Here is a 23,412-nt window from a genome sequence, read left to right as displayed (position 1 = left end):
GCAGCTTAATCCCTGCCCCACACAGGTCAAGTACTCAAATACCGTCCAATCAACGCAAGCCCACTGGCCAGCACCAACCACGTCACCAACCGCACAAACGCCTCCCGTGATAGACGCATCGTCAGCCTGCGCCCAAACCACAACCCCAAAGCCATCGCTGGCAACAGGCACAGTGCCAACATCAACAACGGCAAATCCGCATACACCCCGGCCATCAGGAACAGGCTCAAACGCACCACCGTGCTGCAACTAATCAACGCACTTTGGGTGGCGCGCGCCGCGTCCTTGGGCAAACGGCTGTTCAGGTAGATCGCATATAAAAAGCCGCCGCTGCCAAACAGTGCGCCAAACAGCCCACCCACGGTGCCCATGGGCATCGACCAACCCGCCGCCAGCTGCGCCGGCCGTGCCTTTACCAGCAGGCTATAGAGCGCGTAGGCACTGATAAACAGCCCCATCAGCAGCAGCAACACATCCGAATGCAGATTGAGCAAAAACACCACGCCCAATGTGCAACCGATGGCCATGCACGGCAGCAGTCTCAGCAGCTCGGGCTTGTTCACGTCGCGCCGCGATTGCAGCAGGTTGCCAAAGGCCGCGACAAAATCCAGCAGCACCAGCAACGGGATGATTTTTGACAGCGGCATAAACAGAATCAGGATCGGCCCCGCCACCAGCGCCGTACCAAAGCCCGCAATGCCAAACACGATGTACGCCACCACCACGCCCACGGCAATCACCAGCCAATCCACACCGCCAAACGACCACTGGCTCAACAGCTCAACCGCGCCCATGGGTGACTCCTTGAAAGAGATGACCTTCACTTTAGCCATCGGCGAGGGTTGCGACTAATATCTTCAACGCCCTCCACCTATCTCGAAAAGGCATGACGCGTGATCTCCACCCGCCAACTGCGCTACTTCGTCGAAATCGCCGACAGTGGCAGCTTCAGCGCCGCCGCCGAGCGTTTGTTTGTCGCCCAATCGGCGTTGAGCCGGCAGATCAAGGAACTGGAAACCCAACTGCAAACCCCACTGTTCGAACGCACCGCGCGCCAGCCCCGGCTGACGGCGGCGGGCGAAGCCTTCTACCCGCGGGCGCGCAACCTGTTGAGTGAGCTGCTCAAAGCCAGTGAGATGACGACTCAGATAGGCAACGGCCAACTCGGCACACTGCGCTTGAGTCATTCGAGCACCGTGCCGATGAGTGGCGCCTTGCTGCACGGGATCAGTACCTGGCTGGAACGCTGCCCTGGCGTATCGATGGACATCGTCAAACTGTCCTCGGAAGCGCAGCTGGAGGAAATCGCCGACGGCCGCCTGGACGTAGGCTTGTTGCGCCTGCCGGTGCTGCGCCAGCGTGAAGGCGTGCGTGTAACGCCTTTATATAGCGAGCAAGTGTTGCTGGCCGTGCCGCCGAGCCATGCGCTGGCAAGCAGCAGTGCGCCGATTGAACTGGAACAGCTCAAGGACGAAGCGTTTATCTCGATTCCCCACCCTCAGCGCGGCGGCTTGAGCTATCTGTCAGCCGAGTTGTGCATGCGTGCGGGATTTTTCCCCAAGGCCGCACGGGTGATGTCGCGCAAGACCACCCAGTTGCAGCTGATCCAGGCCGGCTTTGGTATTGCCTTGTTACCAAAATCCATGCAGGACATCGCCCCCGCCAACCTGTGCTTTTTGCCGCTGGCCGACCCGGACTGCCTGAGCACCGTGGCCCTGGCCTGCGCGCAGGCGCCCAGCGCGCTGGTGGAGCAATTCTGCCAAACCTTGCAGGAATGCCTATAAACTGCCGCCCATGATTAAAGATCTCTGCTCATGATTAAAGACCCGTTCGCCCGCCTGGGCCTGGACCGCGAAGTCCTCACTGTCAGCCAGCTCAACGGCCGCGCGCGGGTGTTGCTGGAAGACGTATTCACCAATATCTGGGTCGAAGGCGAGATCTCCAACCTCGCCCGACCGGCCTCCGGCCATGTGTATTTCACCCTCAAGGACAGCGGCGCCCAAGTGCGTTGCGCGCTGTTTCGCAACAACGCCGCGCGGGTGCGCCAGGCCTTGAAAGACGGCCTGGCGGTGAAGGTGCGCGGCAAGGTCTCGCTGTTCGAGGGCCGTGGCGACTACCAGTTGATCCTCGACACAGTGGAACCGGCCGGTGACGGCGCGCTGCGCCTGGCCTTCGATGCGTTGAAGGAAAAGCTCAGCGCCGAAGGCCTGTTCAGCACCGAGCGCAAGGTGCCGCTGCCGGCCCATCCTCGGCGCATCGGCATTATCAGCTCGCCGACGGGCGCGGTAATCCGCGACATCATCAGCGTGTTCCGCCGCCGGGCGCCAAACGTTGAACTGACACTGATCCCCACTGCCGTGCAAGGCCGCGAGGCAATCGCGCAGATTGTGCGGGCGCTGAAACTGGCCGACGCGCGGGGTTTCGACGCCTTGATCCTGGCCCGTGGCGGCGGATCGCTGGAAGACCTCTGGTGCTTCAACGAAGAAGCCGTCGCCCGTGCCGTGGATGCGTGCGTTACGCCCATCGTCAGCGCCATCGGCCATGAAACTGATGTGTCCATCAGCGACTTTGTCGCCGACGTGCGCGCCCCTACCCCATCTGCCGCCGCCGAACTGCTTGCGCCAGACGCCAGCCATCTGGTGCGCCAGGTTGAAAACCTGCATCGCCGCCTGGTGATGCTGATGCGCAACCGCCTGAGCCACGATCGCCTGCGCCTGGAAGGCATGGCCCGGCGCCTGCGCCATCCCGGCGAACGCCTGCGCCAGCAGGCCCAGCGCCTGGACGACCTGGACATGCGCCTGCGCCGCGCCTTCGAGCGCAGCCTCAATACCCGTCGCGAGCGCCTGATCCGCCTGGAAACCCGTCTCGCCGGCCAACACCCCGGCCGCCAACTGGCCCTGCTGCGCCAGCGCCTCGACAGCCTTGCCGAACGCCTGCCCCGCGCCATGCGCGAAGGCCTCAAGGCACGTCGCCTGCAACTGCAAAGCCAGGTGCAGACGCTGCACGTGGTCAGCCCGCTGGCGACCTTGGGCCGTGGCTACAGCATCCTGCTGGACGAACGCGGCCAGGCCATTCGCAACGCCGCACAAACCCACACCGGCCAGCGCCTGACCGCACGCCTCGGTGAAGGCCAGCTGCAAGTGCGGGTGGAAGACAACCACCTCACCCCCGTCACCCTTTCGTTATTGGATTGATTGATGCCACGTTTATTCAGCCTGTTGATGTTGTTGTGCCTTGCCTTTAACGCCCACGCCGACAGCTACATCACCCGCACCTTGAACAAGCCGGTGCCGGGTGGCGTGGCCGTCGTCGATCTGGGCCCGGCGGCGGCCGCGCCGAAGGCCAGCTACCAAGGCAAGCCGGTGCTGGTGGTGAAGGAACAGGACAACTGGCTGGCGATTGTCGGCATCCCGCTGACGGTCAAGCCGGGCAACGAGCGCATCAGCAGTGGCGGGCGCAACCTGCCGTTTATCGTCGGCTACAAGAAGTACCCGGAACAGCGCATCACCTTGAAAAACAAAAGCCAGGTCAATCCCGAGCCGGCGCAGCTCAAGCGCATCGAGGCGGAGCTGGCGGTGCAGATCAAGGCCTACCGCAGCTTCAGCCCGAACCTGCCCAGCAACCTGGTGCTGGACAAACCGGTGAACGGGCCACTGTCGAGCAAGTTCGGCGTGCGCCGGTTCTTCAACGGTGAAGAGCGCAATCCCCACTCCGGCCTGGACTTCGCGGTGCCAGCGGGTACGCCGATCAAGACCCCGGCGAATGGCAAGGTGATCCTGGTCGGCAACTACTTTTTCAACGGCAACACCGTGTTCGTCGATCACGGCCAGGGCTTTATCAGCATGTTTTGCCATATGTCGAAGATCGATGTGAAAGTGGGCGACCAACTGACCCGCGGCGCCGTAGTGGGCAAAGTCGGCGCGACCGGCCGTGCGACCGGGCCGCATATGCACTGGAACGTCAGCCTCAACGATGCGCGGGTCGACCCGGCGATCTTTATCGGCGCCTTCCAGCCCTGATGAATTCGATTGCGCGCCTGCCAAATGGCGCGCAATAAAAAAGAGACATTCGACAACTCCCAACCATAAAATCTTGTTTTCCGCACCAATAGCAGAACTTATCTCAATTTTTCCCGACTGCTTGCCATCTTTCACCCCGGCGGTTAGGGTTGAGCTTATGAAAACCTCTCACACCCTCATTCAGCTTCGTCAGCACCGCAGCCTGTGCCTTGTCAGCGCACGACTGCCAGGCTGAATCGATCTGCCTCGTCCCGCGCTTTATCCTCAATAACAGTTCCACGGCAGGCCGCCTCTTTTCGGCCCCTAAACAAAGGATTTCCCGATGAGCATGCTCAAAGACCCGTCTTCGAAGTACCGCGCGTTCCCGACCATCGACATCCCGGATCGCACCTGGCCTTCGAAAACCATCACCACCGCGCCGATCTGGTGCAGCTCCGACCTGCGTGATGGCAACCAGTCGCTGATCGAGCCGATGGACGCCGCAAAGAAGCTACGTTTCTGGAAGACCCTGGTGTCGGTAGGCGTGAAGGAAATCGAAGCGTCGTTCCCGGCCGCGTCGCAAACCGACTTTGACTTCGTACGCACCCTGATCGAAGACAACCACATCCCCGCGGACACCACCATCCAGGTGCTGACCCAGGGCCGTGAAGACTTGATCGCACGCACCTTTGAATCCCTGCGCGGCGCCAAAAAGGCCATCGTGCACTTGTACAACGCCACTTCGCCGTCGTTCCGCCGCATCGTGTTCAACCAGGACAAGGACGGCATCAAGGCCATCGCGGTCAACGCGGCCAAGCTGTTCGTCAAATATGCCGCCCAGCAGCCAGAGACCCAGTGGACCTTCGAATACTCGCCGGAGACCTTCAGCGCCACTGAGCTGGAGTTCGCCAAGGAAGTGTGTGATGCGGTGATCGAGGTGTGGAACCCGACGCCCGAGCACAAGATGATCCTCAACCTGCCAGCCACGGTTGAATGCGCCACGCCGAACATCTATGCCGACCAGATCGAGTGGTTCGGTCGCCATATCAATCGTCGTGACAGCGTAATCATCAGCCTGCACACCCACAACGACCGTGGCACCGGCGTCGCCGCCACCGAGCTGGGCCTGATGGCCGGCGCCGACCGTGTCGAAGGCTGCCTGTTCGGCAACGGCGAGCGTACCGGCAACGTCGACCTGGTCACCGTGGCACTGAACATGTACACCCAGGGCCTCGACCCGCAGCTGGACTTCTCCGACATCGACGGCGTGCGCAAAGTGGTCGAGGAGTGCAACCAGATCCAGGTGCACCCACGCCACCCGTACGTGGGCGACCTGGTGCACACCGCCTTCTCCGGCTCCCACCAAGACGCGATCCGCAAGGGCTTCGCCCAGCAGAAAGACGACGCCCTGTGGGAAGTGCCGTACTTGCCAATCGACCCGGCCGACATCGGCCGCAGCTACGAAGCGGTGATCCGTGTGAACAGCCAGTCGGGCAAAGGCGGCATCGCCTACCTGCTGGAGCAGGAATATGACATCAGCTTGCCACGCCGCATGCAGATCGAGTTCAGCCAGGTGGTACAGGCCGAAACCGACCGCGTGGGCCTGGAGATGACGGCACCCCAGATCTACGCCTTGCTGCAGCGTGAATACCTGCAAGCCAACACCCCGTACGCGTTGGTCAGCCATCGCCTGCAGGAAGAAAACGGCAACAGCAGCGTGGAAGTGGAAGTGTCGGGCAAGGGTCAGGGCGAAACCAACCTGCGCTGGCAGGGCAAGGGCTACGGCACCCTCGAAGCGCTGGTCGCCGCGCTGCCGATCAAGGTCGAGATCATGGACTACAACGAACACGCAATCGGCGCAGGCACCAATGCCAAGGCCGCGGCCTACATTGAACTGCGGGTGAATGGTGAGCGTCCGGTGCATGGCGTGGGTATTGATGAAAACATCACCACCGCCAGCTTCAAGGCGGTGTTCAGTGCGCTGAACCGCTCGTTGAGCCAGTTGGAAGCGAAAGCGGCGTAATTGGCTGCTTGAATGGGAAAGGCCCCTGGGTGTGAATCCAGGGGCCTTTTTTGTTGGCTGTGAGGGCCTCATCGCGGGCAAGCCCGCTCCCACATTTGACGGTGTTCACAAGTTGAAATGTGCAAACCCAATCCAGTGTGGGAGCGGGCTTGCCCGCGATTGCGGTGTATCAGACAAACTGAAAAGTATCGGCATCCAGATTCGCCGGGAATCGCGCACGATACGCCGCCAACTCCGCCGCATTCAGGCACACCTGGAACACCCCGTCCGCCTCCCCCGCACTGAGCAGGGTCTCACCCTGGAAATCCAGCACCTGGCTGTCCCCGGTGTAGGCAAACCCCTTGCCATCCGTGCCCACCCGATTCACCGCCGCCACGTAGCACAGGTTCTCGATGGCCCGCGCCGGCAACAAGCGGTTCCAATGTAATCGCCGCGCACCGGGCCAGTTGGCGGTGTACAGCAGCAGGTCCGTATCCTGGGCATCGCGACTCCACACCGGGAAGCGCAGGTCGTAGCAAATCAGCGGGCGAATGCGCCAGCCCTTCAATTCGAACTGCACCTGGCGTTCGCCGGGGGTGTAGTGATTGTGCTCGCCGGCCATGCGGAACAGGTGGCGCTTGTCGTAGTGCCACACCTCGCCGTCCGGGCGCGCCCACAGCAAGCGGTTGCGGTGGCTGCCATCGGCGGCCTCGATAATCACACTGCCGGTAATCACGGCGTTGTGCTTTTTCGCCTGGGCCTGGAGCCAGTGATGGGTCGGACCGTGTTCCGGTTCGGCCAGGGTGGCCGATTCCATGGAGAAACCGGTGGTGAACATCTCCGGCAACACAATCAGGTCGGCGCCCTTGGCCTGCTCCAGCAGCAGCTCGAAGTGTTCCAGGTTGGCCTGGCGGTCATGCCAGGCCAGGGTGGTCTGGATCAGGACGATGTTCAGGTCTGGCAGTGCACTTAGATCACGCATAGTTTTTCAGCTGCTTGGCGCAGCGTCTCCTCGCGTTTGGCAAAGCACAGGCGCACCAGGCGCTGGCCTTGGGGTGGGTTCTGGTAGAACACCGAGACCGGGATGGTCGCTACGCCGTGTTCGCGGGTCATCCACAGGGACATGGCGACGTCATCCAGATCCGGGCGGATCTGTGAGTAATCCACCAGCTGGAAGTAGGTGCCGGCCACTCGGCTAAAGCTGAAACGCGACGGCGCCAGCAAGTCGCAGAACAGGTCGCGCTTGGCCTGGTAGAACGCCGGCAGTTCCTCGACATGTTCCGGGTGCTCGGCCATGAAGTCAGCCAGGGCGAACTGCAACGGCGTCACGCCGCAAAAGTTGACGTACTGGTGCACCTTGCGCAGTTCGGCAGTCAGCGCCGGTGGCGCGACCACGTAGCCGGTTTTCCAGCCGGTGACGTGGTAGGTCTTGCCGAAGGAGCTGACCACGAAAGCACGCTGATACAGCTCTTCGTGGGCCAGCACGCTGACGTGAGGCACGCCGTCGAACACCAGGTGTTCGTAGACCTCATCGCTGACCAGGTAGATATCGCGGTCGCGGATCAATTCGGCCAACTGGTCCAGCTCGGCGCGGCTGACCAGGGCGCCTGTGGGGTTGTGTGGGGTGTTGAGGATTATCATGCGTGTACGCGGCGACAGCGCGGCCTTGATCCGCGCAAAATCCAGCGCAAAGCCTTGCAGGCTCAACTGCACATGCACACAGCGACCACCGGCCAGCTCGACCGAGGGCTCATAGCTGTCGTAGCAAGGGTCGAACACGATGACTTCATCGCCGCTACGGATCACCGCCTGGATGGCGCAGAAGATTGCGGCGGTGGCGCCCGGCGTGATGGTCACTTCACTGTCGGCATTGACGGTAGCGCCGTAGCTGCGGGCGATCTTGGCCGCCACTTGCTGGCGTAGGGCCGGCAGGCCAGTCATCGGCGAATATTGGTTGTGCCCGCTGGCAACGTGCTTGCCCACTGCATCGAGCAAGCCTTGGGGGCCGTTGAAGTCGGGGAAGCCCTGGGACAGGTTGAGCGCGCCCGTCTCGGCAGCGAGTTGCGACATGGTGGTGAAAATGGTCGTGCCGACGTTCGGCAGCTTGCTGGTGATCATCGAAAGGCCCCTGCAGGTGAGCCCCAAGTTTTAAGCTGCCAACTGCACCGGGTCAAGGCACAAACCACCGCGCACAAAAAAGGGCTCCAAAGGAGCCCTCTCTCACAACGTGAAGCTGCCGTTATTTCTTGTCACGGCGCTTCTTGTCGGCCTTCTTGTGGTGAGTCATCAAACGACGCTTCTTGTTCACCTGACGGTCGGTCAAGGTGTTCTTGTTGCCTTCGTACGGGTTATCACCACCTTTGAACTCGATGCGGATCGGCGTACCGACCAGCTTCAAGACACGACGGTAGGTGTTTTCCAGGTAACGCACGTAGGATTTCGGCACCTTCTCGATCTGGTTACCGTGGATCACGATAATCGGCGGGTTGGCACCACCCAAGTGGGCGTAACGCAGTTTGATCCGGCGGTTGTTGACCATCGGCGGCGCGTGCTCGCCCACTGCGTCTTCCAGGATCTGGGTGAGACGGTTGGTCGGCCAGCGGGTGACCGCAGACTTGAACGAGTTCTGTACGGATGCGTAGAGGTTGCCCACGCCAGTACCGTGCAGTGCCGAGATAAAGTGGATATCGGCGAATTCGACGAAGAACAGGCGACGTTGCAGCTCGATCTTCACGAAATCGCGCTCGCTCGGCGTCATGCCGTCCCACTTGTTGATCGCGATCACCAGGGCGCGACCGGCTTCCAGGGCAAAGCCCAGCAAGTTCAGGTCGTGGTCCACCACGCCTTCGCGGGCGTCCATCACAAAGATCACCACGTTGGCGTCTTTGATCGCTTGCAGGGTTTTCACCACCGAGAACTTTTCAACTTCCTCGTGGATCTTGCCGCGCTTGCGCACACCGGCGGTGTCGATCAGCGTGTACTTCTCGTCGTTACGCTCAAACGGGATGTAGATACTGTCGCGCGTGGTGCCAGGTTGGTCATAGACGATTACGCGGTCTTCACCGAGCATGCGGTTGACCAGGGTCGACTTGCCCACGTTGGGACGGCCGATGATGGCGATCTTGATACCGTCTTTTTCGCTCGGGCCAGGAATGCGCTTGGCTTCCTCACCTTCGGCGACGATCTCTTCTTCGCCCTCTTCTTCCTCGGCGTCATCCTTGGGGAAATCGCGCAGGGCGATTTCCAGCATCTGGGTGATACCGCGACCGTGGGCGCCGGCGACCGGAATCGCATCGCCCAGGCCCATCGGGCTGAATTCGGCACGGGCTGCTTCAGGATCGATGTTGTCGATCTTGTTCGCGACCAGATAGGAACGCTTGTTGCGCTTGCGCAGATGCTCGCCAATCATTTGGTCAGCAGCGGTGTAGCCCGCACGGGCGTCCACCAGGAACAACACGACATCGGCTTCTTCAATGGCGAGCAGCGACTGCTCGGCCATTTTTTCGTCCATGCCATGTTCGTCACCGGAGATACCACCGGTGTCGACAATAATGTAGGAGCGCCCTTGCCACTTTGCCTCACCGTATTGGCGATCACGGGTCAGACCGGACAAGTCGCCGACGATGGCGTCACGAGTCCTGGTCAGGCGGTTGAACAAGGTGGACTTGCCGACGTTAGGTCGGCCCACCAGGGCGATTACGGGAACCATGCGGCTCTCCACTTCGTTATTTCAGAAAATACAAAAGCCGCTGCAAGGCAGCGGCTGGTGCTCGGGGCAGCATCGTCAGATGCCGCATGCCCCGCCGAAGCGGGGCCGCCTGGGTGTTACCCCAAGCATAGTTCTTACTTGATGGTCAGGGCTTCCAGCTTGCCGCTGTTGCCAAACACATAAAGCATGTTACCCACGACCAGCGGACGAGCACGCAGGCCGTCGCTGTCGATACGCTCGCGACCGACAAAGCGACCGTCCACCTGGCTCAGCAGGTGCAGGTAGCCTTCGAAGTCGCCAACCGCGACGTAGCTGGAGAAGACTTCCGGTGCCGACAATTGACGGCGGGCCAGGGAGTCGTTGCTCCACAGTGCAGTGGTGGAACGCTCGTCGACACTTTCAACGGTGCCGGACGCCAGGCTTACGTAGACGCTGCCAAACCCTTGGGCGACACCGGCGTAGCTGGAAGCATCACGCTGCCAGTTCACACGACCGCTCTGCAGGTCCAGCGCCGCGACACGGCCCTGGTAAGTGGCGACGTAGAGGGTTTCACCCGACAGCAGCAAGCCACCGTCGATGTCCACTACGCGATCCAGTTCGGAACGACCTTGCGGGATAGCCACACGGGTTTCCCAGGCCGGCACGCCGTTCTGGGTATCAAGGGCGACTACTTTACCGGTGGACAAGCCTGCAACGGCCAGATTGTTGGTCACAACCGGACCACTGGTACCGCGCAGCGTCAGCACCGCAGGGGTGCTGTCGTACAACCAGCGCTGCTGGCCGGTGCTGGCGTCGAGGCCGATCACACGGTCGTCCTGGGTTTGCACCACGACGATATCGCCGTTGGTGGCAGGCGGTGCGAGGACTTCACTGGTCACGCGAGCGCGCCATTTCTCTTCACCGGTGCTGGAATCCAGGGCCACGACTTCGCCTTTCAGCGTGCCGAGCATCACCAGGCCATAACCTACGCCAACGGCGCCGGAGACGGGCAGTTCAAGGTCTTTCTTCCACTTCACGTCACCGTTCATGCGATCCATGGAGATCACAACGCCGGTCACGTCAGCGGCCACAATGTTGTCACCGTCGATTGCCGGTACCAACATGTTGTAGGTGTCACCCTGGCCGTCACCGATAGAGCGGCTCCACTGCTTCTGCAGGACCACTTCTTCCTTGAAGCTGGTCAGCTCCGCAGGCGGCAGTTCTTTTTTACTATTGCTGCTGCAACCCGCGGCCAGAACGGCCAGAGCCAGCAATGCTGCATGTTTCCAACGGATCACGTCACGCATCCCCTTTGGCCAAGTCGTCCAGCTTGATTTGTAAGCCACCGACCGCCGCTTCATCAGACAGCGCCGCCTTGGCTTTTTGGTACGCAGCATTGGCTTCGTCGGTACGACCCAATTGGACCAAGAGGTCGCCCTTGAGCTCTTCGCGAGTGGCTACAAATGCCTTGTCAGCATCGCCTTCGAGCAGTTTGAGTGCTTCGTCGGCCTTGTTCTGTGCCGCCAGGACCTGAGCCAGGCGCTGACGTGCGATTTCACCCAGGGTTGGGTTGGTCGGCTTGTCGGCGATGGCCTTCAGCTCGAAAGCGGCGTCATCCAGCTTGCCGGTATCGACCGCGACTTTCGCGACGAACAGGCTGCCGTATTGGGCGTAGGTGCTACCGCCAAATTCGTTTTTCAGCTTGCCGGCCAGGTCCGCAACCTGCGCAGGGTCGGGCTTGCCGTCCGGCGTCAGGGTGGTTTCCAGCAATTGCTGATAGAGGATCGAGGCGCCCTGGGACTGGTTGGCCTGATACTTGTGCCAGGCTTGCCAGCCGAACACCACCACTAAAGCCAGCAGACCGCCAGTAACCAGGGGCTTGCCGTTACGCTGCCACCAGTCCTTGAACTCGGCCAGTTGATCATCATCAGAACTCGACACCCCAATACTCCTTAATCGCTAAATTCGGCTGTTCGACAGCTTCAACCCTGCACGACGCAGGTGGCCAAGTGCGCAGCGAGCGCATCAAAGGCAATGTTCTGTTGCTCGCCCTGGCCACGCAGGGGTTTGAAACCTATCACTTGCTGGGCCAGTTCGTCATCGCCGAGGATCAGTGCATACAGCGCACCGCTCTTGTCGGCCTTCTTGAACTGGCTCTTGAAGCTGCCGGCGCCGGCATTGACCTGCAGGCGCAGGTTCGGCAGTTGGTCGCGGACCTTTTCGCTCAAGGCCAGGGCAGCCAGTTCGGCGGCCTCGCCAAAGGCGCAGAGGTACACATCCACCTGACGGGAGATTTCTTCCGGGACTTTTTCCAGGGTTTCCAGCAGCAGGATCAGCCGCTCGATGCCCATGGCAAAGCCCACGCCCGTGGTCGGCTTGCCGCCCATCTGCTCGACCAGGCCGTCGTAACGACCACCGGCACACACGGTGCCCTGGGCGCCGAGCTTGTCGGTGACCCACTCGAACACGGTCTTGCTGTAGTAATCGAGGCCACGCACCAGCTTGGTGTTGATCACGAACGGGATACCGGCAGCCTCCAGGCGAGCCTTGAGGCCCTCGAAGTGAATGCGCGATTCGTCGTCCAGGTAGTCGGCCATTTTTGGCGCGTCGACCAGCACGGCTTGGGTATCGGCGTTCTTGGTGTCGAGGACGCGCAACGGGTTGGTTTTCAGACGGCGCTGGCTGTCTTCGTCCAGCTTGTCCAGGTGGGCCGACAGGTATTCGACCAGGGCCACTTTGTAGCGGCCCCGGGATTCGCTGGTGCCCAGGCTGTTGAGTTCAAGCTTGACGGCGTCGCGGATGCCCAGCAGGCCCCACAGGCGCCAGGTCAGCACGATCAGCTCGGCGTCGATGTCCGGGCCGTCGATGTTGAAGACTTCCAGGCCGATCTGGTGGAACTGGCGATAACGGCCTTTCTGGGGACGCTCGTGGCGGAACATCGGGCCGATGTACCACAACTTCTGCGGCTGGCCAGCACCGGTGAGACCATGCTCCAGCACGGCGCGCACGCATGCGGCAGTGCCTTCCGGACGCAGGGTCAGGGAGTCGCCGTTGCGGTCTTCAAAGGTGTACATTTCTTTTTCGACGATGTCGGTCACTTCACCGATGGAGCGCTTGAACAGCTCGGTGAACTCGACGATCGGCATGCGGATCTGCTTGTAACCGTAGTTATCCAGCAGGCGCGCGACGGTGCTTTCGAAGTAGCGCCACAGCGGCGTCTGCTCCGGCAGGATGTCGTTCATGCCGCGAATGGCTTGCAGAGACTTGCTCACATCAAATCCTTAAATTCGTTCAATCAGCCGCGCGCGATCAGCGCTGCGTCAGCCGCGACCTTTTCGGCCGCTTTCTGGCGGATCAGTCTTTCGAGCTCATCCACCAGATTGTCATTCGTTAACTTCTGCGCCGGCTTGCCGTCGATGTAGATCAGGTTCGGCGTACCGCCGGTCAAGCCCACGTGGGCTTCCTTGGCTTCGCCCGGCCCGTTGACCACGCAGCCGATCACCGCAACATCCAGCGGCACCAGCAGGTCTTCAAGGCGCAATTCCAGGTCGTTCATGGTTTTCACCACGTCGAAGTTCTGCCGCGAGCAGCTCGGGCAGGCAATGAAATTGATACCACGGGAACGCAAACGCAGGGATTTGAGAATGTCGTAGCCGACTTTCACTTCCTCTACCGGGTCAGCTGCCAGCGAGATGCGGATAGTATCGCCAATCCCTTCGGCGAGCAGCATACCGAGACCCACCGCAGATTTCACTGTGCCTGAGCGTAAACCGCCGGCTTCGGTAATACCCAGGTGCAGCGGTTGCACGATTTCCTTGGCCAGCAGGCGGTAGGCTTCCACCGCCATGAATACGTCGGAGGCCTTTACGCTGACCTTGAAGTCCTGGAAATTCAGGCGCTCAAGGTGTTCAACGTGGCGCAGCGCGGACTCAACCAGCGCCGCCGGGGTGGGCTCGCCGTATTTCTTTTGCAGGTCTTTTTCCAGGGAACCGGCGTTGACGCCGATGCGGATCGGAATGCCACGATCACGGGCAGCGTCGACCACGGCGCGCACACGGTCTTCGCGACCGATGTTGCCCGGGTTGATCCGCAGGCAATCCACGCCCAGCTCGGCTACACGCAACGCGATCTTGTAGTCGAAGTGGATGTCGGCAACCAACGGCACCTTGACCAGTTGCTTGATGCGGCCGAAGGCTTCGGCGGCGTCCATGTCCGGTACGGAGACGCGCACGATGTCGACGCCGGCCGCTTCCAGACGGTTGATCTGGGCAACGGTGGCGGCCACGTCATTGGTGTCGCTGTTGGTCATACTCTGCACGGCGATGGGGGCATCGCCACCCACCGGCACGGAGCCGACCCAGATTTTGCGCGATACGCGACGTTTGATTGGAGATTCGCCGTGCATGACTATTGTCCCAACTTGAGGCGAGCGGTCTCGCCACTGGTGAACGGCGCCACGTCCACAGGCTGGCCGTTGTAGGCCACTTGCGCGCCACGGGCAAAGCCCAGACGCAGCGTCAAAGGAGGCTTGCCGCCCTGGTCGAGCGTATCTCCCTTACGCTTCAGACCGCTAAACAGCACTTTGCCATTGCCATCGGTGACTTGCGTCCAGCAGTCAGCGACGAAGGTAATCTGCACGCGACCATCGCCGGCGATCAGCGCTGGGGTGGTCGGCGGGGAAATGGCTGGAGCGGCCGGGGTAGCTGGAGCAGGCGCTTGTACCGGTGCGGCTGGCGTGTGGGCCTGGGCAACGGGGGCAGCCGGGGTGTGAGCGGCTGCGGCCGGCGTGACTGGCGCTGGCACGGCAGCGGTTGCGGCAGGTGCCACTTCAGGTGCCGGTTGTTCGCCAGTGACCGGTGCTTCAGGTGCAGCCTGGCCTTGCGCGACGGCCTGGTCTTCCGGCTCGTCCAACGGATGAATCTGCGTGGTGCCGTCGGCGCTTTCGACTTCGACGTGCTCCATGGCGTTGCTGGTCAGGTCCTTGGTGCGCTGGGAGGTCTGGTCTTGCCACCAGACAAAACCGCCGCCAATCACGGCGATCAGCAGCAACAGGCTGACAATGCGCAAAATCGTGTGGGAAACCCGCACTGGCTCTTCAATACGGCCCAGGCCGTGGACATTGCTGCCCTGGGAGTCGGTGCCGGTGAACTGGTCGAACTCCTGGACCAGGACGGCCTGGTCGATGCCCAGCAACTTGGCATAGGCGCGGATGTAGCCACGGGCGAAGGTATGCCCAGGCAACTTGTCGAACGCGCCGGCTTCCAGGTTGCCCAGGGACGTGGTGGTCAAATTGAGCTTGAGGGCCACTTCTGCCAGCGACCAACCATTGCTTTCGCGGGCCTGACGCAAGGTGTCGCCTGGGTTTACGCGATTAGCTGCTACAACTTCCGGGTGCGCCGCTTTCATCATTGCTCCGACAGGTATTGCTGATATTCCGGCGTACCGGGATAGAGTCGTTCGAGTTGCTGGCCAAAACGTGCGGCCGTGTCGTGTTCTTCATGAACCGTCGCCAGGCGCACGCCGAGCAATAGACTACGTGCATTTTGCCCGCTGAGCAGGCTAAAACGCTCGTAATAGTCACGTGCCGGCACATAATGCCTGTCATCAAAGGATAACTCAGCCATTTCGAGCAATGCCCGCGGCTGACGACCATTCAAATGCAGGGCTTTTTCCAACTGTTGGCGAGCGTTGTCGCGCTGGCCGAGGCGCATCGAGGTCACCCCGAGGTTCTCGAAGACACGGGAACGCTCAGGATAAAGGGTATCGGCGCTGGCTTGCTGGAAATATAAGGAGGCTTGGTCATAACGTTTCTGCGCAAACAGAAAGCTGCCGTAATTGTTCAGCAGCCGCGGGTCCGCAGGTCGTGAGGCCAGGGCCTTGTTGAAGTATTGATCCGCCAGTTCGGGTTCCGCCTGGGCCTGGAACACCAGGGCCAGCGCGGCATTGGCGTCGGCATCGTCGCTGTCCAGCTCAAGGGCTTTCTTCAGCGGCACCTTGGCCTGCTCGCTCATGCCTTGTTGCAGGTACCCCAAGCCCAACTGCACATAGGCAACTCGCGCCTCATCACGGCCTTTACCGGTTTGCAAAGGGCTGTCATGGCCCGATGAAACACAACCGGCCGCGAGGCCGGTAACAAGCAAGAGCAGCGCAAGGCGCAAGGGCATAGAGATCCTCTCTCAGATTCGATTCACAGCAATCAGCGGCAAATCGTCGGCGGCATTCGCTTCGCGCCCGGCGATGTAACGCTCACTGCGGCGGGTGCGGTCCATCACCTGCCCGACCAATTGGCCACAGGCGGCGTCGATGTCTTCGCCACGGGTGGTGCGGACGGTGACGTTGTAGCCGGCCTGGTGCAGTTGATCCTGGAAACGGCGGATGGCGTTGTTGCTCGGCCGCTCGTAGCCAGAATGGGGAAACGGGTTGAACGGGATCAGGTTGATCTTGCACGGGGTGTTCTTGAGCAACTCGATCATCTCGACAGCGTGCTCGACCTTGTCGTTGATGTCCTTGAGCATCGTGTACTCAATGGTCAACACGCGTTTTTCGCCCAAGGTCGCCATGTAACGCTGGCAAGATTCGAGCAGCATCTTAAGCGGATACTTCTTGTTGATTGGCACCAATTGGTTACGCAATGCGTCATTGGGTGCGTGCAGCGACAACGCCAGGGAGACGTCGATGTGCTTGGCCAGCTCATCGATCATCGGTACCACGCCGGAGGTCGACAGGGTCACGCGGCGCTTGGAGATGCCGTAGCCCAGGTCGTCCATCATCAGGTGCATGGCCGCGATGACGTTATCGAAGTTCAGCAGCGGCTCACCCATGCCCATCATCACCACGTTGGTGATGGCACGGTCGACGGTTGCCGGGACGCTGCCAAAGGATTTGTTGGCAATCCACACCTGGCCGATGACTTCGGCGGCGGTGAGGTTGCTGTTGAAGCCTTGCTTGCCGGTGGAGCAGAAACTGCAATCCAGGGCACAGCCTGCCTGGGACGAAACGCACAAGGTGCCGCGTTTGCCCTGGGGAATGTACACGGTCTCGACGCAGCTGCCGGACGCCACGCGCACCACCCACTTACGGGTGCCGTCGCTGGAGATGTCCTCGCTGACCACTTCGGGACCACGGACCTCGGCAATAGCCTTGAGCTTGTCGCGCAAGGCCTTGCTGACGTTCGTCATGGCGTCGAAATCGTCGACGCCAAAGTGGTGAATCCATTTCATTACCTGACCGGCACGGAAACGCTTCTCCCCGATTGAGTCGAAGAATTTCTCCATTTCCGGCTGGGTCAGACCCAGCAGGTTGGTTTTAACAGTCGATGTAGTCATGGATTCACCCTCACTCTTTAAGCCAATGCTTAGCGAGCGGTTACTTCAGTAGCAGCGAAAAAGTACGAGATTTCGCGAGCAGCGGCGGCTTCGGAGTCCGAACCGTGTACAGCGTTGGCGTCGATGGATTCAGCGAAGTCAGCACGGATGGTGCCAGCAGCGGCTTCTTTAGGGTTGGTAGCGCCCATCAGCTCACGGTTCAGAGCGATAGCGTTTTCGCCTTCCAGAACCTGAACAACAACAGGACCGGAGATCATGAAGGCAACCAGGTCGCCGAAGAAACCACGAGCGCTGTGCTCAGCGTAGAAGCCTTCAGCTTCAGCTTTGGACAGTTGCTTGAGTTTCGAAGCTACAACCTTCAGGCCGGCTTTTTCGAAACGAGTGGTGATCTCGCCGATGACGTTTTTTGCAACAGCGTCAGGCTTGATGATGGAGAAAGTACGTTGAACAGCCATGGTGTAACTCCAGAAACGGTAATTTACGAAAAATTAAACCCGCGAATTATACGCGGGTTATTGGGTATTGCCTAACTGCGTAAAGGGAGGCGTCAGTCCTGTTCTTCTTTCCAGGCAGTCTGGATAGCTTCCAGAACCTTCTCACCGCCGCGATCACGCACATCTTCGAACCCTGGCAACGCCATGACCATGTCACGCAAAGCTACAAAGTTCAGGGAGTAAGGATCCAGATCCGGATTGGCGTCGGCCAACAGGATAGCAATCTCTTGCACATCAACCCATTTAAGACTCATGACACTTCCTTGAATCAATGCGGCGCTTCAGCGGCATGGTTGAGCGAATATTTCGGAATTTCGACAGTGATGTCTTCAGTCCCGACCTTGGCCTGACAGCTTAGGCGTGAATGCGCTTCCAAACCCCATGCGCGATCAAGAAAGTCCTCTTCCAGCTCGTCGGCTTCTTCCAGGGTATTGAAACCCTCACGGATGATGCAGTGACAAGTAGTGCAGGCGCAGACGCCGCCGCAGGCACTTTCGATCTCGATGTGGTTGTCATGGGCAACTTCGAGGATGGACTTGCCGGTCTCAGCCTCCACGACCATACCGTCCGGGCAATGCTCGGCGTGTGGCAGAAAAATGACCTGCGGCATTAATTATTCCTCGATTTCATTCAGGTTGCGTCCCGCCAGGGCGGCTTTCACCGTCTGGTCCATGCGGCGGGCAGCGAAGGCATCGGTCACTTGCGACAGACGCTTGGTCTGCTGCTCGATGGCATAACCATCGGTACCTTTCATCAATTCGGCCAGTTCCTGCATCTGCAGGTCGATGACCATGCGCTCTTCAGCATCCAGCAGGCGCTCGCCATCGGCATCAAGGGCGCCCTGCACGGCTTCGAGCAGGCGCTGGGCATCCACTTGCTGCTCACGCAATACACGGGCGACCTTGTCGTCACCGGCGTACTGGAACGAGTCCTTGAGCATCTTGGCGATTTCGCCGTCGGTGAGGCCGTAGGACGGCTTGACCTGGATGCTCGCTTCAACGCCCGACCCCAGCTCACGCGCCGCAACGCTGAGCAGGCCATCGGCGTCGACCTGGAAGGTCACGCGAATCTTCGCCGCACCGGCCACCATCGCCGGGATGCCGCGCAATTCGAAGCGCGCCAGGGAGCGGCAGTCGCTGATAAGCTCCCGCTCGCCTTGCAGCACATGAATCATCATGGCCGTCTGGCCATCTTTGTAGGTTGTGAAGTCCTGGGCACGGGCAACGGGGATGGTGGTGTTGCGCGGAATCACCTTCTCCATCAGGCCGCCCATGGTTTCCAGGCCCAGGGACAACGGAATCACGTCGAGCAGCAGCAGTTCGCCACCATCGCGCTTGTTGCCGGCCAGGGTGTCGGCCTGGATCGCGGCGCCGATGGCGACCACTTGATCCGGGTCGATTTCGGTCAATGGCTCACGACCAAAGGCCTCGGCGACGGCTTCACGAACACGTGGCACGCGGGTGGAACCGCCGACCATGACCACGGCACCGACATCTTCCAGCTCGATACCGGAATCACGCACGGCGCGGCGGCAGGCTTTCAGGCTGCGGGCGACCATCGGCTCGATCAACACATCGAAGGCTTCGCGGGTCAGCTGGGCCGACCAGTTGCCGTAGGAAACTTCAACGGATGCAGCATCCGTCAGCGCTTCTTTGGCGGCGCAGGCGGTTTGCAGCAGGTTGCGCTGCGCGCCCGGGTCCAGGTCGGCGGACAGACCGGCACTGGTGATGATCCAGCCAGCGATGGCGTGGTCGAAGTCATCGCCACCCAAGGCGCTGTCGCCGCCGGTGGCCAACACTTCAAACACACCGCCGGTCAGGCGCAGGATCGAAATATCAAAGGTGCCGCCGCCCAAATCGTAGATGGCGACCAGGCCTTCGGCATGCTGGTCCAGACCGTAGGCCACTGCAGCAGCCGTCGGTTCGTTGAGCAGGCGCAGCACGTTGAGGCCGGCAAGTTTCGCCGCATCCTTGGTGGCTTGGCGCTGGGCATCATCGAAATAGGCTGGAACGGTAATCACCGCCCCCACCAGTTCGCCGCCCAAGGTGGATTCCGCGCGCTGGCGCAGCACCTTGAGGATATCGGCCGACACTTCCACCGGGCTTTTCGGGCCCTGCACGGTGTCGATGAACGGCATATGGGATTCGCCGCCGACAAAGCGGTACGGCAGCTGGTCGCCCAATTGCTTGACGTCGGACAATCCACGACCCATCAAGCGCTTGACCGACAGCACGGTATTCAGGGGATCGGTGGACGCGGCCAATTTGGCCGACTCGCCGACTTCGGTGCGATCCGCGTGATAACGCACGGCGGACGGCAGGATCACCTGGCCATCGGCGTCGGGCAGCGGTTCGGACAAGCCGCTGCGCAAGGCAGCAACCAGGGAATTGGTGGTGCCCAGGTCAATCCCGACCGCCAGGCGACGCTGGTGCGGTTGTGGGCTTTGGCCGGGTTCGGCGATTTGCAGTAGGGCCATGGTAATCAGGTCTTATCTGTCTATCAGGCGTGCATCACGGGCAGCACACGGGGTTAATCGTCGAGGCGCTCTTCTAGCTGGCGCACTTCGTAGGTGAGCTTGTCGAGGAACTGCATGCGCCGCATCAGGCGTTCGGCCTGTTCACGTTGCGCTGCATCATCCCAACAGGCTGCGAAGCTTTCGTTGAGCTCATCCTGGGCCTTTTTCAGACGACGCTTGAAGACTGCGACACCCGCCAGATCGGCTTCGTCCTGCAAGTCTTCGAGCTCTTCGCGCCACTGCATCTGCTGCATCAGGAAGTCGGGATCATGCACCGTGACTTCCAAAGGCAGCTCTCCACCGTTCATCGCGAGCAGGTAACGCGCGCGCTTCGGCGGATTTTTCAGGGTCTGATAAGCCTCGTTGAGGCTGGCCGACTTCTCCAGAGCAACACGTTGCTCGCGCTCGGAGGCGTCAGCAAAGCGGTCTGGATGCACCCCACGCGCCAACTCTCGGTAGCGCGTGGCAAGCTGCTCAAGGTCCAGCCGAAAGCTCGGCTGCAGCTCGAATAAAGCGAAATGACAAGGAGTACCCACGAATAGCCTCAGATGTTGAAGCTTTCGCCGCAGCCACATTCACCGCGCACGTTGGGGTTGTTGAACTTGAAGCCTTCGTTCAACCCTTCCTTGACGAAATCGAGTTCGGTGCCGTCCAGGTAGGTCAGGCTTTTAGGGTCGATGATCACTTTTTCGCCGTGACTTTCGAACACCTGGTCTTCCGCAACCACCTCGTCGACGAACTCCAGCACATAGGCAAGGCCGGAACAGCCCGTGGTGCGTACACCCAGACGAATCCCCTCACCTTTACCGCGCCCATTCAGGGAGCGGCGAATGTGCTGCGCAGCCGCTTCTGTCATGCTGATAGCCATCGTTGACTCCTTACTCGTCGCCAAATGCTTAGATCAAGCCTTTCTTCTGCTTGTAGTCGCGAACGGCCGCCTTGATGGCGTCTTCAGCGAGTACGGAGCAGTGGATTTTCACTGGCGGCAGGGCCAGTTCTTCGGCCAGCTGGGTGTTGCTGATGGTGACAGCCTCATCCAGGGTCTTGCCTTTCATCCATTCGGTCGCCAGGGAGCTGGAGGCGATGGCCGAACCGCAGCCGTAGGTCTTGAACTTGGCGTCTTCGATAACGCCCGCTTCGTTGACCTTGATCTGCAGGCGCATCACATCGCCGCACGCCGGAGCGCCGACCATGCCGGTGCCGACATCTGGGTCTTCCGCGTCCATCTTGCCGACGTTACGCGGGTTTTCGTAGTGGTCGATGACCTTTTCGCTGTAAGCCATGGTACTGAATCCTCACTCATCAGGGCCGCTCTGGAACCCTGTAGACACGCCTGCGTTTTCCGCCACGTGCCTACAGAGCTGGGGTGGCGGCTTCTATATTTAGTGTGCCGCCCACTCGATCTTGGAAATATCGACACCGTCTTTGTACATGTCCCACAGTGGCGACAGGACGCGCAGCTTGTTCACGGCTTCGCAGATTTTCTGCGCGGCGTAGTCAACTTGCTCTTCGGTGGTGAAACGGCCGAACGTAAAGCGGATCGAGCTGTGTGCCAGTTCGTCGTTGCGGCCCAGGGCGCGCAGCACGTAGGACGGCTCAAGGGAAGCCGAGGTGCAGGCCGAACCGGACGAAACCGCCAGGTCCTTGAGCGCCATGATTAGCGACTCGCCTTCGACGTAGTTGAAGCTCAAATTCAGGTTGTGCGGTACACGGGCGGTCATGCTGCCGTTGATGTACAGCTCTTCAAGGTTCTCGACCTGCTTGTAGAAACGGTCGCTGAGCGCCTTGATACGAATGTTTTCGGCAGCCATGTCTTCCTTGGCTACGCGGAAGGCTTCGCCCATGCCCACGATCTGGTGGGTCGCCAGGGTGCCCGAACGCATGCCGCGCTCGTGACCGCCGCCGTGCATGGTGGCTTCGATGCGCACGCGCGGCTTGCGGCTCACGTACAGGGCGCCGATGCCTTTAGGGCCGTAGGTCTTGTGGGCGGAGAACGACATCAGGTCGACTTTCAGTTTCGACAGGTCGATATCGACCTTGCCGGTGGACTGAGCAGCGTCGACGTGCAGCAGGATGCCCTTGGAACGGGTCAGCTCGCCGATGGCCGCGATGTCGTTGATGGTGCCGATTTCGTTGTTCACGTGGATCACGGAAACCAGGATGGTGTCTTCACGCAGCGCGGCTTCGATCATCGCCGGGGTGACGATACCGTCGGTGGTCGGCTCGAGGTAGGTGACCTCGAAACCTTCACGCTCCAGTTGGCGCATGGTGTCGAGGACAGCCTTGTGCTCAATCTTGGTGGTAATCAGGTGTTTGCCTTTGGTCGCGTAGAAATGCGCCGCGCCCTTGATTGCCAGGTTGTCGGATTCGGTGGCACCGGAGGTCCAGACGATTTCGCGCGGATCGGCGTTGACCAGGTCAGCGACCTGGCGACGAGCGTTCTCGACCGCTTCCTCGGCTTTCCAGCCAAATACGTGTGAACGGGAGGCAGGGTTGCCGAAGTTTCCGTCAACCAGCAGGCACTCGCTCATCTTTTGCGCGACACGCGGATCAACCGGGGTGGTCGCAGAGTAATCAAGGTAAATCGGCAATTTCATGGACTTTCTCCTAAATCAGGCTGGCTGGCGTGCCGTTAGCTCTTCGGCTGTCACTCGACGGCGGACGCTTCAATCTTGTCCAGACGCGGCACCTTGGTGTTGCAACGGCGCTGGTCCTGACGCTGGGCTACTTCTTGCACCTCACGGCGAGTCACAAGATCAGCCAAGCTGATACCACTCAAAAACTCATGGATCTGCAGGCTCAAGTCACACCACAGGTGGTGCGTGAGGCAGGTGTCGCCGGCGTGGCAATCACCCAGGCCCTGGCACTTGGTGGCGTCGACGGATTCGTTGACCGCATCGATCACCTGGGCGACCTGGATGCCCTGCATATCGCGCGAAAGCTGATAGCCACCCCCTGGCCCACGCACGCTGGAAACCAGGTTGCTGCGGCGCAGCTTGGCGAACAGTTGCTCAAGGTAGGACAGGGAAATGCCTTGACGCTCGGAGATATCGGCCAGGGACACCGGCCCAGTTTGCGCGTGCAAAGCCAAGTCGAGCATGGCAGTCACCGCGTATCGGCCTTTTGTAGTCAGTCTCATGGACAAGTACCAAGGTGTTTCAGAATGGGAGCGAGTATGCGATTCCCGAGTATTTAAGTCAACTATAAGACCTAGTACTTTAGTCAGGATTACCCGTAAAAAGGGCGCGCGAATCATAGCAGGATGGGGTGGGGAGGAACAGCGGGATCAGGGCCAACGCCCGATCTCAAGACCAATGGAGATCAAATGTGGGAGCTGGCTTGCCTGCGATAGCGGTATGCCAGCCACCTCTTGGATTACTGACCCACCGC

The 23,412-nt window shown here is 60.5% G+C and carries 24 protein-coding genes; 4 read left to right on the top strand and 20 right to left on the bottom strand.

Annotated features, from left to right (window positions below; all coding sequences use genetic code 11):
• Window positions 1–26 precede the first annotated feature (26 nt).
• The gene (locus NUV89_RS03540; protein WP_257780311.1) at window positions 27–794 is read right to left on the bottom strand and encodes a sulfite exporter TauE/SafE family protein; all 768 of its coding nucleotides are present in this window, start codon (window positions 792–794) and stop codon (window positions 27–29) included.
• 99 nt (window positions 795–893) lie between these two features.
• Between NUV89_RS03540 and NUV89_RS03535 the strand changes: the two genes are divergently transcribed.
• The 4 genes from NUV89_RS03535 to leuA all read left to right on the top strand — a co-directional run bounded on the left by NUV89_RS03535 (window position 894) and on the right by leuA (window position 6,021).
• Window positions 894–1,784 carry a LysR family transcriptional regulator gene (locus tag NUV89_RS03535; RefSeq protein ID WP_257780310.1) on the top strand — a complete coding sequence of 297 codons (891 nt, stop codon included), beginning with the start codon at window positions 894–896 and terminating at the stop codon, window positions 1,782–1,784.
• 30 nt (window positions 1,785–1,814) lie between these two features.
• The gene (gene xseA / locus NUV89_RS03530; protein WP_257780309.1) at window positions 1,815–3,194 is read left to right on the top strand and encodes an exodeoxyribonuclease VII large subunit; all 1,380 of its coding nucleotides are present in this window, start codon (window positions 1,815–1,817) and stop codon (window positions 3,192–3,194) included.
• A 3-nt stretch (window positions 3,195–3,197) separates the two neighbouring features.
• The gene (locus NUV89_RS03525) at window positions 3,198–4,019 is read left to right on the top strand and encodes a M23 family metallopeptidase (protein WP_257780308.1); all 822 of its coding nucleotides are present in this window, start codon (window positions 3,198–3,200) and stop codon (window positions 4,017–4,019) included.
• 322 nt (window positions 4,020–4,341) lie between these two features.
• Complete coding sequence (gene leuA / locus NUV89_RS03520; protein WP_017736812.1) at window positions 4,342–6,021, top strand: 2-isopropylmalate synthase; 1,680 nt, start codon at window positions 4,342–4,344, stop codon at window positions 6,019–6,021.
• A gap of 169 nt (window positions 6,022–6,190) precedes the next feature.
• Here the strand turns inward: leuA and NUV89_RS03515 are convergent, their stop codons facing one another.
• The 19 genes from NUV89_RS03515 to iscR all read right to left on the bottom strand — a co-directional run bounded on the left by NUV89_RS03515 (window position 6,191) and on the right by iscR (window position 23,161).
• On the bottom strand, window positions 6,191–6,982 hold the full coding sequence (locus NUV89_RS03515) for an amidohydrolase (protein WP_257780307.1): 792 nt from the start codon (window positions 6,980–6,982) through the stop codon (window positions 6,191–6,193).
• Window positions 6,970–8,118, bottom strand: coding sequence for a pyridoxal phosphate-dependent aminotransferase (locus NUV89_RS03510; RefSeq protein ID WP_257780306.1), 1,149 nt, complete (start codon window positions 8,116–8,118; stop codon window positions 6,970–6,972). The genes NUV89_RS03515 and NUV89_RS03510 overlap by 13 nt, the downstream gene beginning before the upstream one ends.
• Before the next feature lie 121 nt (window positions 8,119–8,239).
• A complete protein-coding gene (der, locus tag NUV89_RS03505; RefSeq protein WP_124525057.1) occupies window positions 8,240–9,709 on the bottom strand; it encodes a ribosome biogenesis GTPase Der in 1,470 nt (489 codons plus the stop codon).
• Window positions 9,710–9,843: 134 nt separating this feature from the next.
• The gene (gene bamB, locus NUV89_RS03500) at window positions 9,844–10,995 is read right to left on the bottom strand and encodes an outer membrane protein assembly factor BamB (RefSeq protein ID WP_257780305.1); all 1,152 of its coding nucleotides are present in this window, start codon (window positions 10,993–10,995) and stop codon (window positions 9,844–9,846) included.
• Window positions 10,988–11,629 carry a tetratricopeptide repeat protein gene (locus tag NUV89_RS03495; protein ID WP_257780304.1) on the bottom strand — a complete coding sequence of 214 codons (642 nt, stop codon included), beginning with the start codon at window positions 11,627–11,629 and terminating at the stop codon, window positions 10,988–10,990. The genes bamB and NUV89_RS03495 overlap by 8 nt, the downstream gene beginning before the upstream one ends.
• 41 nt (window positions 11,630–11,670) lie before the next feature.
• The gene (gene hisS / locus NUV89_RS03490) at window positions 11,671–12,960 is read right to left on the bottom strand and encodes a histidine--tRNA ligase (protein ID WP_257780303.1); all 1,290 of its coding nucleotides are present in this window, start codon (window positions 12,958–12,960) and stop codon (window positions 11,671–11,673) included.
• 23 nt (window positions 12,961–12,983) lie between these two features.
• Complete coding sequence (gene ispG, locus NUV89_RS03485) at window positions 12,984–14,093, bottom strand: flavodoxin-dependent (E)-4-hydroxy-3-methylbut-2-enyl-diphosphate synthase (protein ID WP_017736818.1); 1,110 nt, start codon at window positions 14,091–14,093, stop codon at window positions 12,984–12,986.
• Window positions 14,094–14,095: 2 nt separating this feature from the next.
• Window positions 14,096–15,094 (bottom strand): RodZ family helix-turn-helix domain-containing protein, encoded by a 999-nt coding sequence (locus NUV89_RS03480; protein WP_257780302.1) that lies wholly within the window; start codon window positions 15,092–15,094, stop codon window positions 14,096–14,098.
• The gene (pilW, locus tag NUV89_RS03475; RefSeq protein ID WP_257780301.1) at window positions 15,094–15,852 is read right to left on the bottom strand and encodes a type IV pilus biogenesis/stability protein PilW; all 759 of its coding nucleotides are present in this window, start codon (window positions 15,850–15,852) and stop codon (window positions 15,094–15,096) included. The genes NUV89_RS03480 and pilW overlap by 1 nt, the downstream gene beginning before the upstream one ends.
• Before the next feature lie 12 nt (window positions 15,853–15,864).
• Window positions 15,865–17,013: a 23S rRNA (adenine(2503)-C(2))-methyltransferase RlmN gene (gene rlmN, locus NUV89_RS03470; protein WP_017736821.1), complete on the bottom strand. Its 1,149-nt coding sequence runs from the start codon at window positions 17,011–17,013 to the stop codon at window positions 15,865–15,867.
• Window positions 17,014–17,042: 29 nt separating this feature from the next.
• Window positions 17,043–17,468: a nucleoside-diphosphate kinase gene (gene ndk, locus NUV89_RS03465; RefSeq protein WP_003175956.1), complete on the bottom strand. Its 426-nt coding sequence runs from the start codon at window positions 17,466–17,468 to the stop codon at window positions 17,043–17,045.
• Between the two features lie 92 nt (window positions 17,469–17,560).
• A complete protein-coding gene (iscX, locus tag NUV89_RS03460) occupies window positions 17,561–17,761 on the bottom strand; it encodes a Fe-S cluster assembly protein IscX (protein WP_257780300.1) in 201 nt (66 codons plus the stop codon).
• A gap of 14 nt (window positions 17,762–17,775) precedes the next feature.
• Window positions 17,776–18,117 carry an ISC system 2Fe-2S type ferredoxin gene (gene fdx, locus NUV89_RS03455; RefSeq protein ID WP_017736823.1) on the bottom strand — a complete coding sequence of 114 codons (342 nt, stop codon included), beginning with the start codon at window positions 18,115–18,117 and terminating at the stop codon, window positions 17,776–17,778.
• 3 nt (window positions 18,118–18,120) lie between these two features.
• On the bottom strand, window positions 18,121–19,983 hold the full coding sequence (hscA, locus tag NUV89_RS03450) for a Fe-S protein assembly chaperone HscA (RefSeq protein WP_257780299.1): 1,863 nt from the start codon (window positions 19,981–19,983) through the stop codon (window positions 18,121–18,123).
• 53 nt (window positions 19,984–20,036) lie between these two features.
• Window positions 20,037–20,558: a co-chaperone HscB gene (hscB, locus tag NUV89_RS03445; protein WP_257780298.1), complete on the bottom strand. Its 522-nt coding sequence runs from the start codon at window positions 20,556–20,558 to the stop codon at window positions 20,037–20,039.
• Window positions 20,559–20,566: 8 nt separating this feature from the next.
• Window positions 20,567–20,890: an iron-sulfur cluster assembly protein IscA gene (iscA, locus tag NUV89_RS03440; RefSeq protein ID WP_003175963.1), complete on the bottom strand. Its 324-nt coding sequence runs from the start codon at window positions 20,888–20,890 to the stop codon at window positions 20,567–20,569.
• A gap of 28 nt (window positions 20,891–20,918) precedes the next feature.
• Complete coding sequence (iscU, locus tag NUV89_RS03435; protein WP_010565229.1) at window positions 20,919–21,305, bottom strand: Fe-S cluster assembly scaffold IscU; 387 nt, start codon at window positions 21,303–21,305, stop codon at window positions 20,919–20,921.
• Between the two features lie 99 nt (window positions 21,306–21,404).
• Window positions 21,405–22,619: an IscS subfamily cysteine desulfurase gene (locus NUV89_RS03430; protein WP_257780297.1), complete on the bottom strand. Its 1,215-nt coding sequence runs from the start codon at window positions 22,617–22,619 to the stop codon at window positions 21,405–21,407.
• A gap of 50 nt (window positions 22,620–22,669) precedes the next feature.
• Entirely contained in the window at window positions 22,670–23,161 is a 492-nt protein-coding gene (iscR, locus tag NUV89_RS03425; protein WP_122763850.1) for a Fe-S cluster assembly transcriptional regulator IscR, read from the bottom strand.
• Window positions 23,162–23,412: the final 251 nt, after the last annotated feature.

Source organism: Pseudomonas sp. 18.1.10 (assembly GCF_024655625.1).
GTDB lineage: Bacteria > Pseudomonadota > Gammaproteobacteria > Pseudomonadales > Pseudomonadaceae > Aquipseudomonas.
Note: the sequence above shows the minus strand (reverse complement) of the source record. Positions and strands in the feature narration are given on the sequence as shown.

What these genes read in the sequence shown, in the direction of transcription:
- xseA (WP_257780309.1), top strand. Translation starts at nt 1,815, where the DNA reads ATGATTAAAGACCCGTTCGCCCGCCTGGGCCTGGACCGCGAAGTCCTC.
- ndk (WP_003175956.1), bottom strand. Translation starts at nt 17,468, where the DNA reads ATGGCTGTTCAACGTACTTTCTCCATCATCAAGCCTGACGCTGTTGCA.
- leuA (WP_017736812.1), top strand. Translation starts at nt 4,342, where the DNA reads ATGAGCATGCTCAAAGACCCGTCTTCGAAGTACCGCGCGTTCCCGACC.
- rlmN (WP_017736821.1), bottom strand. Translation starts at nt 17,013, where the DNA reads ATGACTACATCGACTGTTAAAACCAACCTGCTGGGTCTGACCCAGCCG.
- der (WP_124525057.1), bottom strand. Translation starts at nt 9,709, where the DNA reads ATGGTTCCCGTAATCGCCCTGGTGGGCCGACCTAACGTCGGCAAGTCC.
- ispG (WP_017736818.1), bottom strand. Translation starts at nt 14,093, where the DNA reads ATGCACGGCGAATCTCCAATCAAACGTCGCGTATCGCGCAAAATCTGG.
- hscA (WP_257780299.1), bottom strand. Translation starts at nt 19,983, where the DNA reads ATGGCCCTACTGCAAATCGCCGAACCCGGCCAAAGCCCACAACCGCAC.
- bamB (WP_257780305.1), bottom strand. Translation starts at nt 10,995, where the DNA reads ATGCGTGACGTGATCCGTTGGAAACATGCAGCATTGCTGGCTCTGGCC.
- iscU (WP_010565229.1), bottom strand. Translation starts at nt 21,305, where the DNA reads ATGGCTTACAGCGAAAAGGTCATCGACCACTACGAAAACCCGCGTAAC.
- pilW (WP_257780301.1), bottom strand. Translation starts at nt 15,852, where the DNA reads ATGCCCTTGCGCCTTGCGCTGCTCTTGCTTGTTACCGGCCTCGCGGCC.
- iscX (WP_257780300.1), bottom strand. Translation starts at nt 17,761, where the DNA reads ATGAGTCTTAAATGGGTTGATGTGCAAGAGATTGCTATCCTGTTGGCC.
- iscR (WP_122763850.1), bottom strand. Translation starts at nt 23,161, where the DNA reads ATGAGACTGACTACAAAAGGCCGATACGCGGTGACTGCCATGCTCGAC.
- NUV89_RS03430 (WP_257780297.1), bottom strand. Translation starts at nt 22,619, where the DNA reads ATGAAATTGCCGATTTACCTTGATTACTCTGCGACCACCCCGGTTGAT.
- iscA (WP_003175963.1), bottom strand. Translation starts at nt 20,890, where the DNA reads ATGGCTATCAGCATGACAGAAGCGGCTGCGCAGCACATTCGCCGCTCC.
- NUV89_RS03480 (WP_257780302.1), bottom strand. Translation starts at nt 15,094, where the DNA reads ATGAAAGCGGCGCACCCGGAAGTTGTAGCAGCTAATCGCGTAAACCCA.
- NUV89_RS03510 (WP_257780306.1), bottom strand. Translation starts at nt 8,118, where the DNA reads ATGATCACCAGCAAGCTGCCGAACGTCGGCACGACCATTTTCACCACC.
- NUV89_RS03515 (WP_257780307.1), bottom strand. Translation starts at nt 6,982, where the DNA reads ATGCGTGATCTAAGTGCACTGCCAGACCTGAACATCGTCCTGATCCAG.
- NUV89_RS03525 (WP_257780308.1), top strand. Translation starts at nt 3,198, where the DNA reads ATGCCACGTTTATTCAGCCTGTTGATGTTGTTGTGCCTTGCCTTTAAC.
- NUV89_RS03540 (WP_257780311.1), bottom strand. Translation starts at nt 794, where the DNA reads ATGGGCGCGGTTGAGCTGTTGAGCCAGTGGTCGTTTGGCGGTGTGGAT.
- fdx (WP_017736823.1), bottom strand. Translation starts at nt 18,117, where the DNA reads ATGCCGCAGGTCATTTTTCTGCCACACGCCGAGCATTGCCCGGACGGT.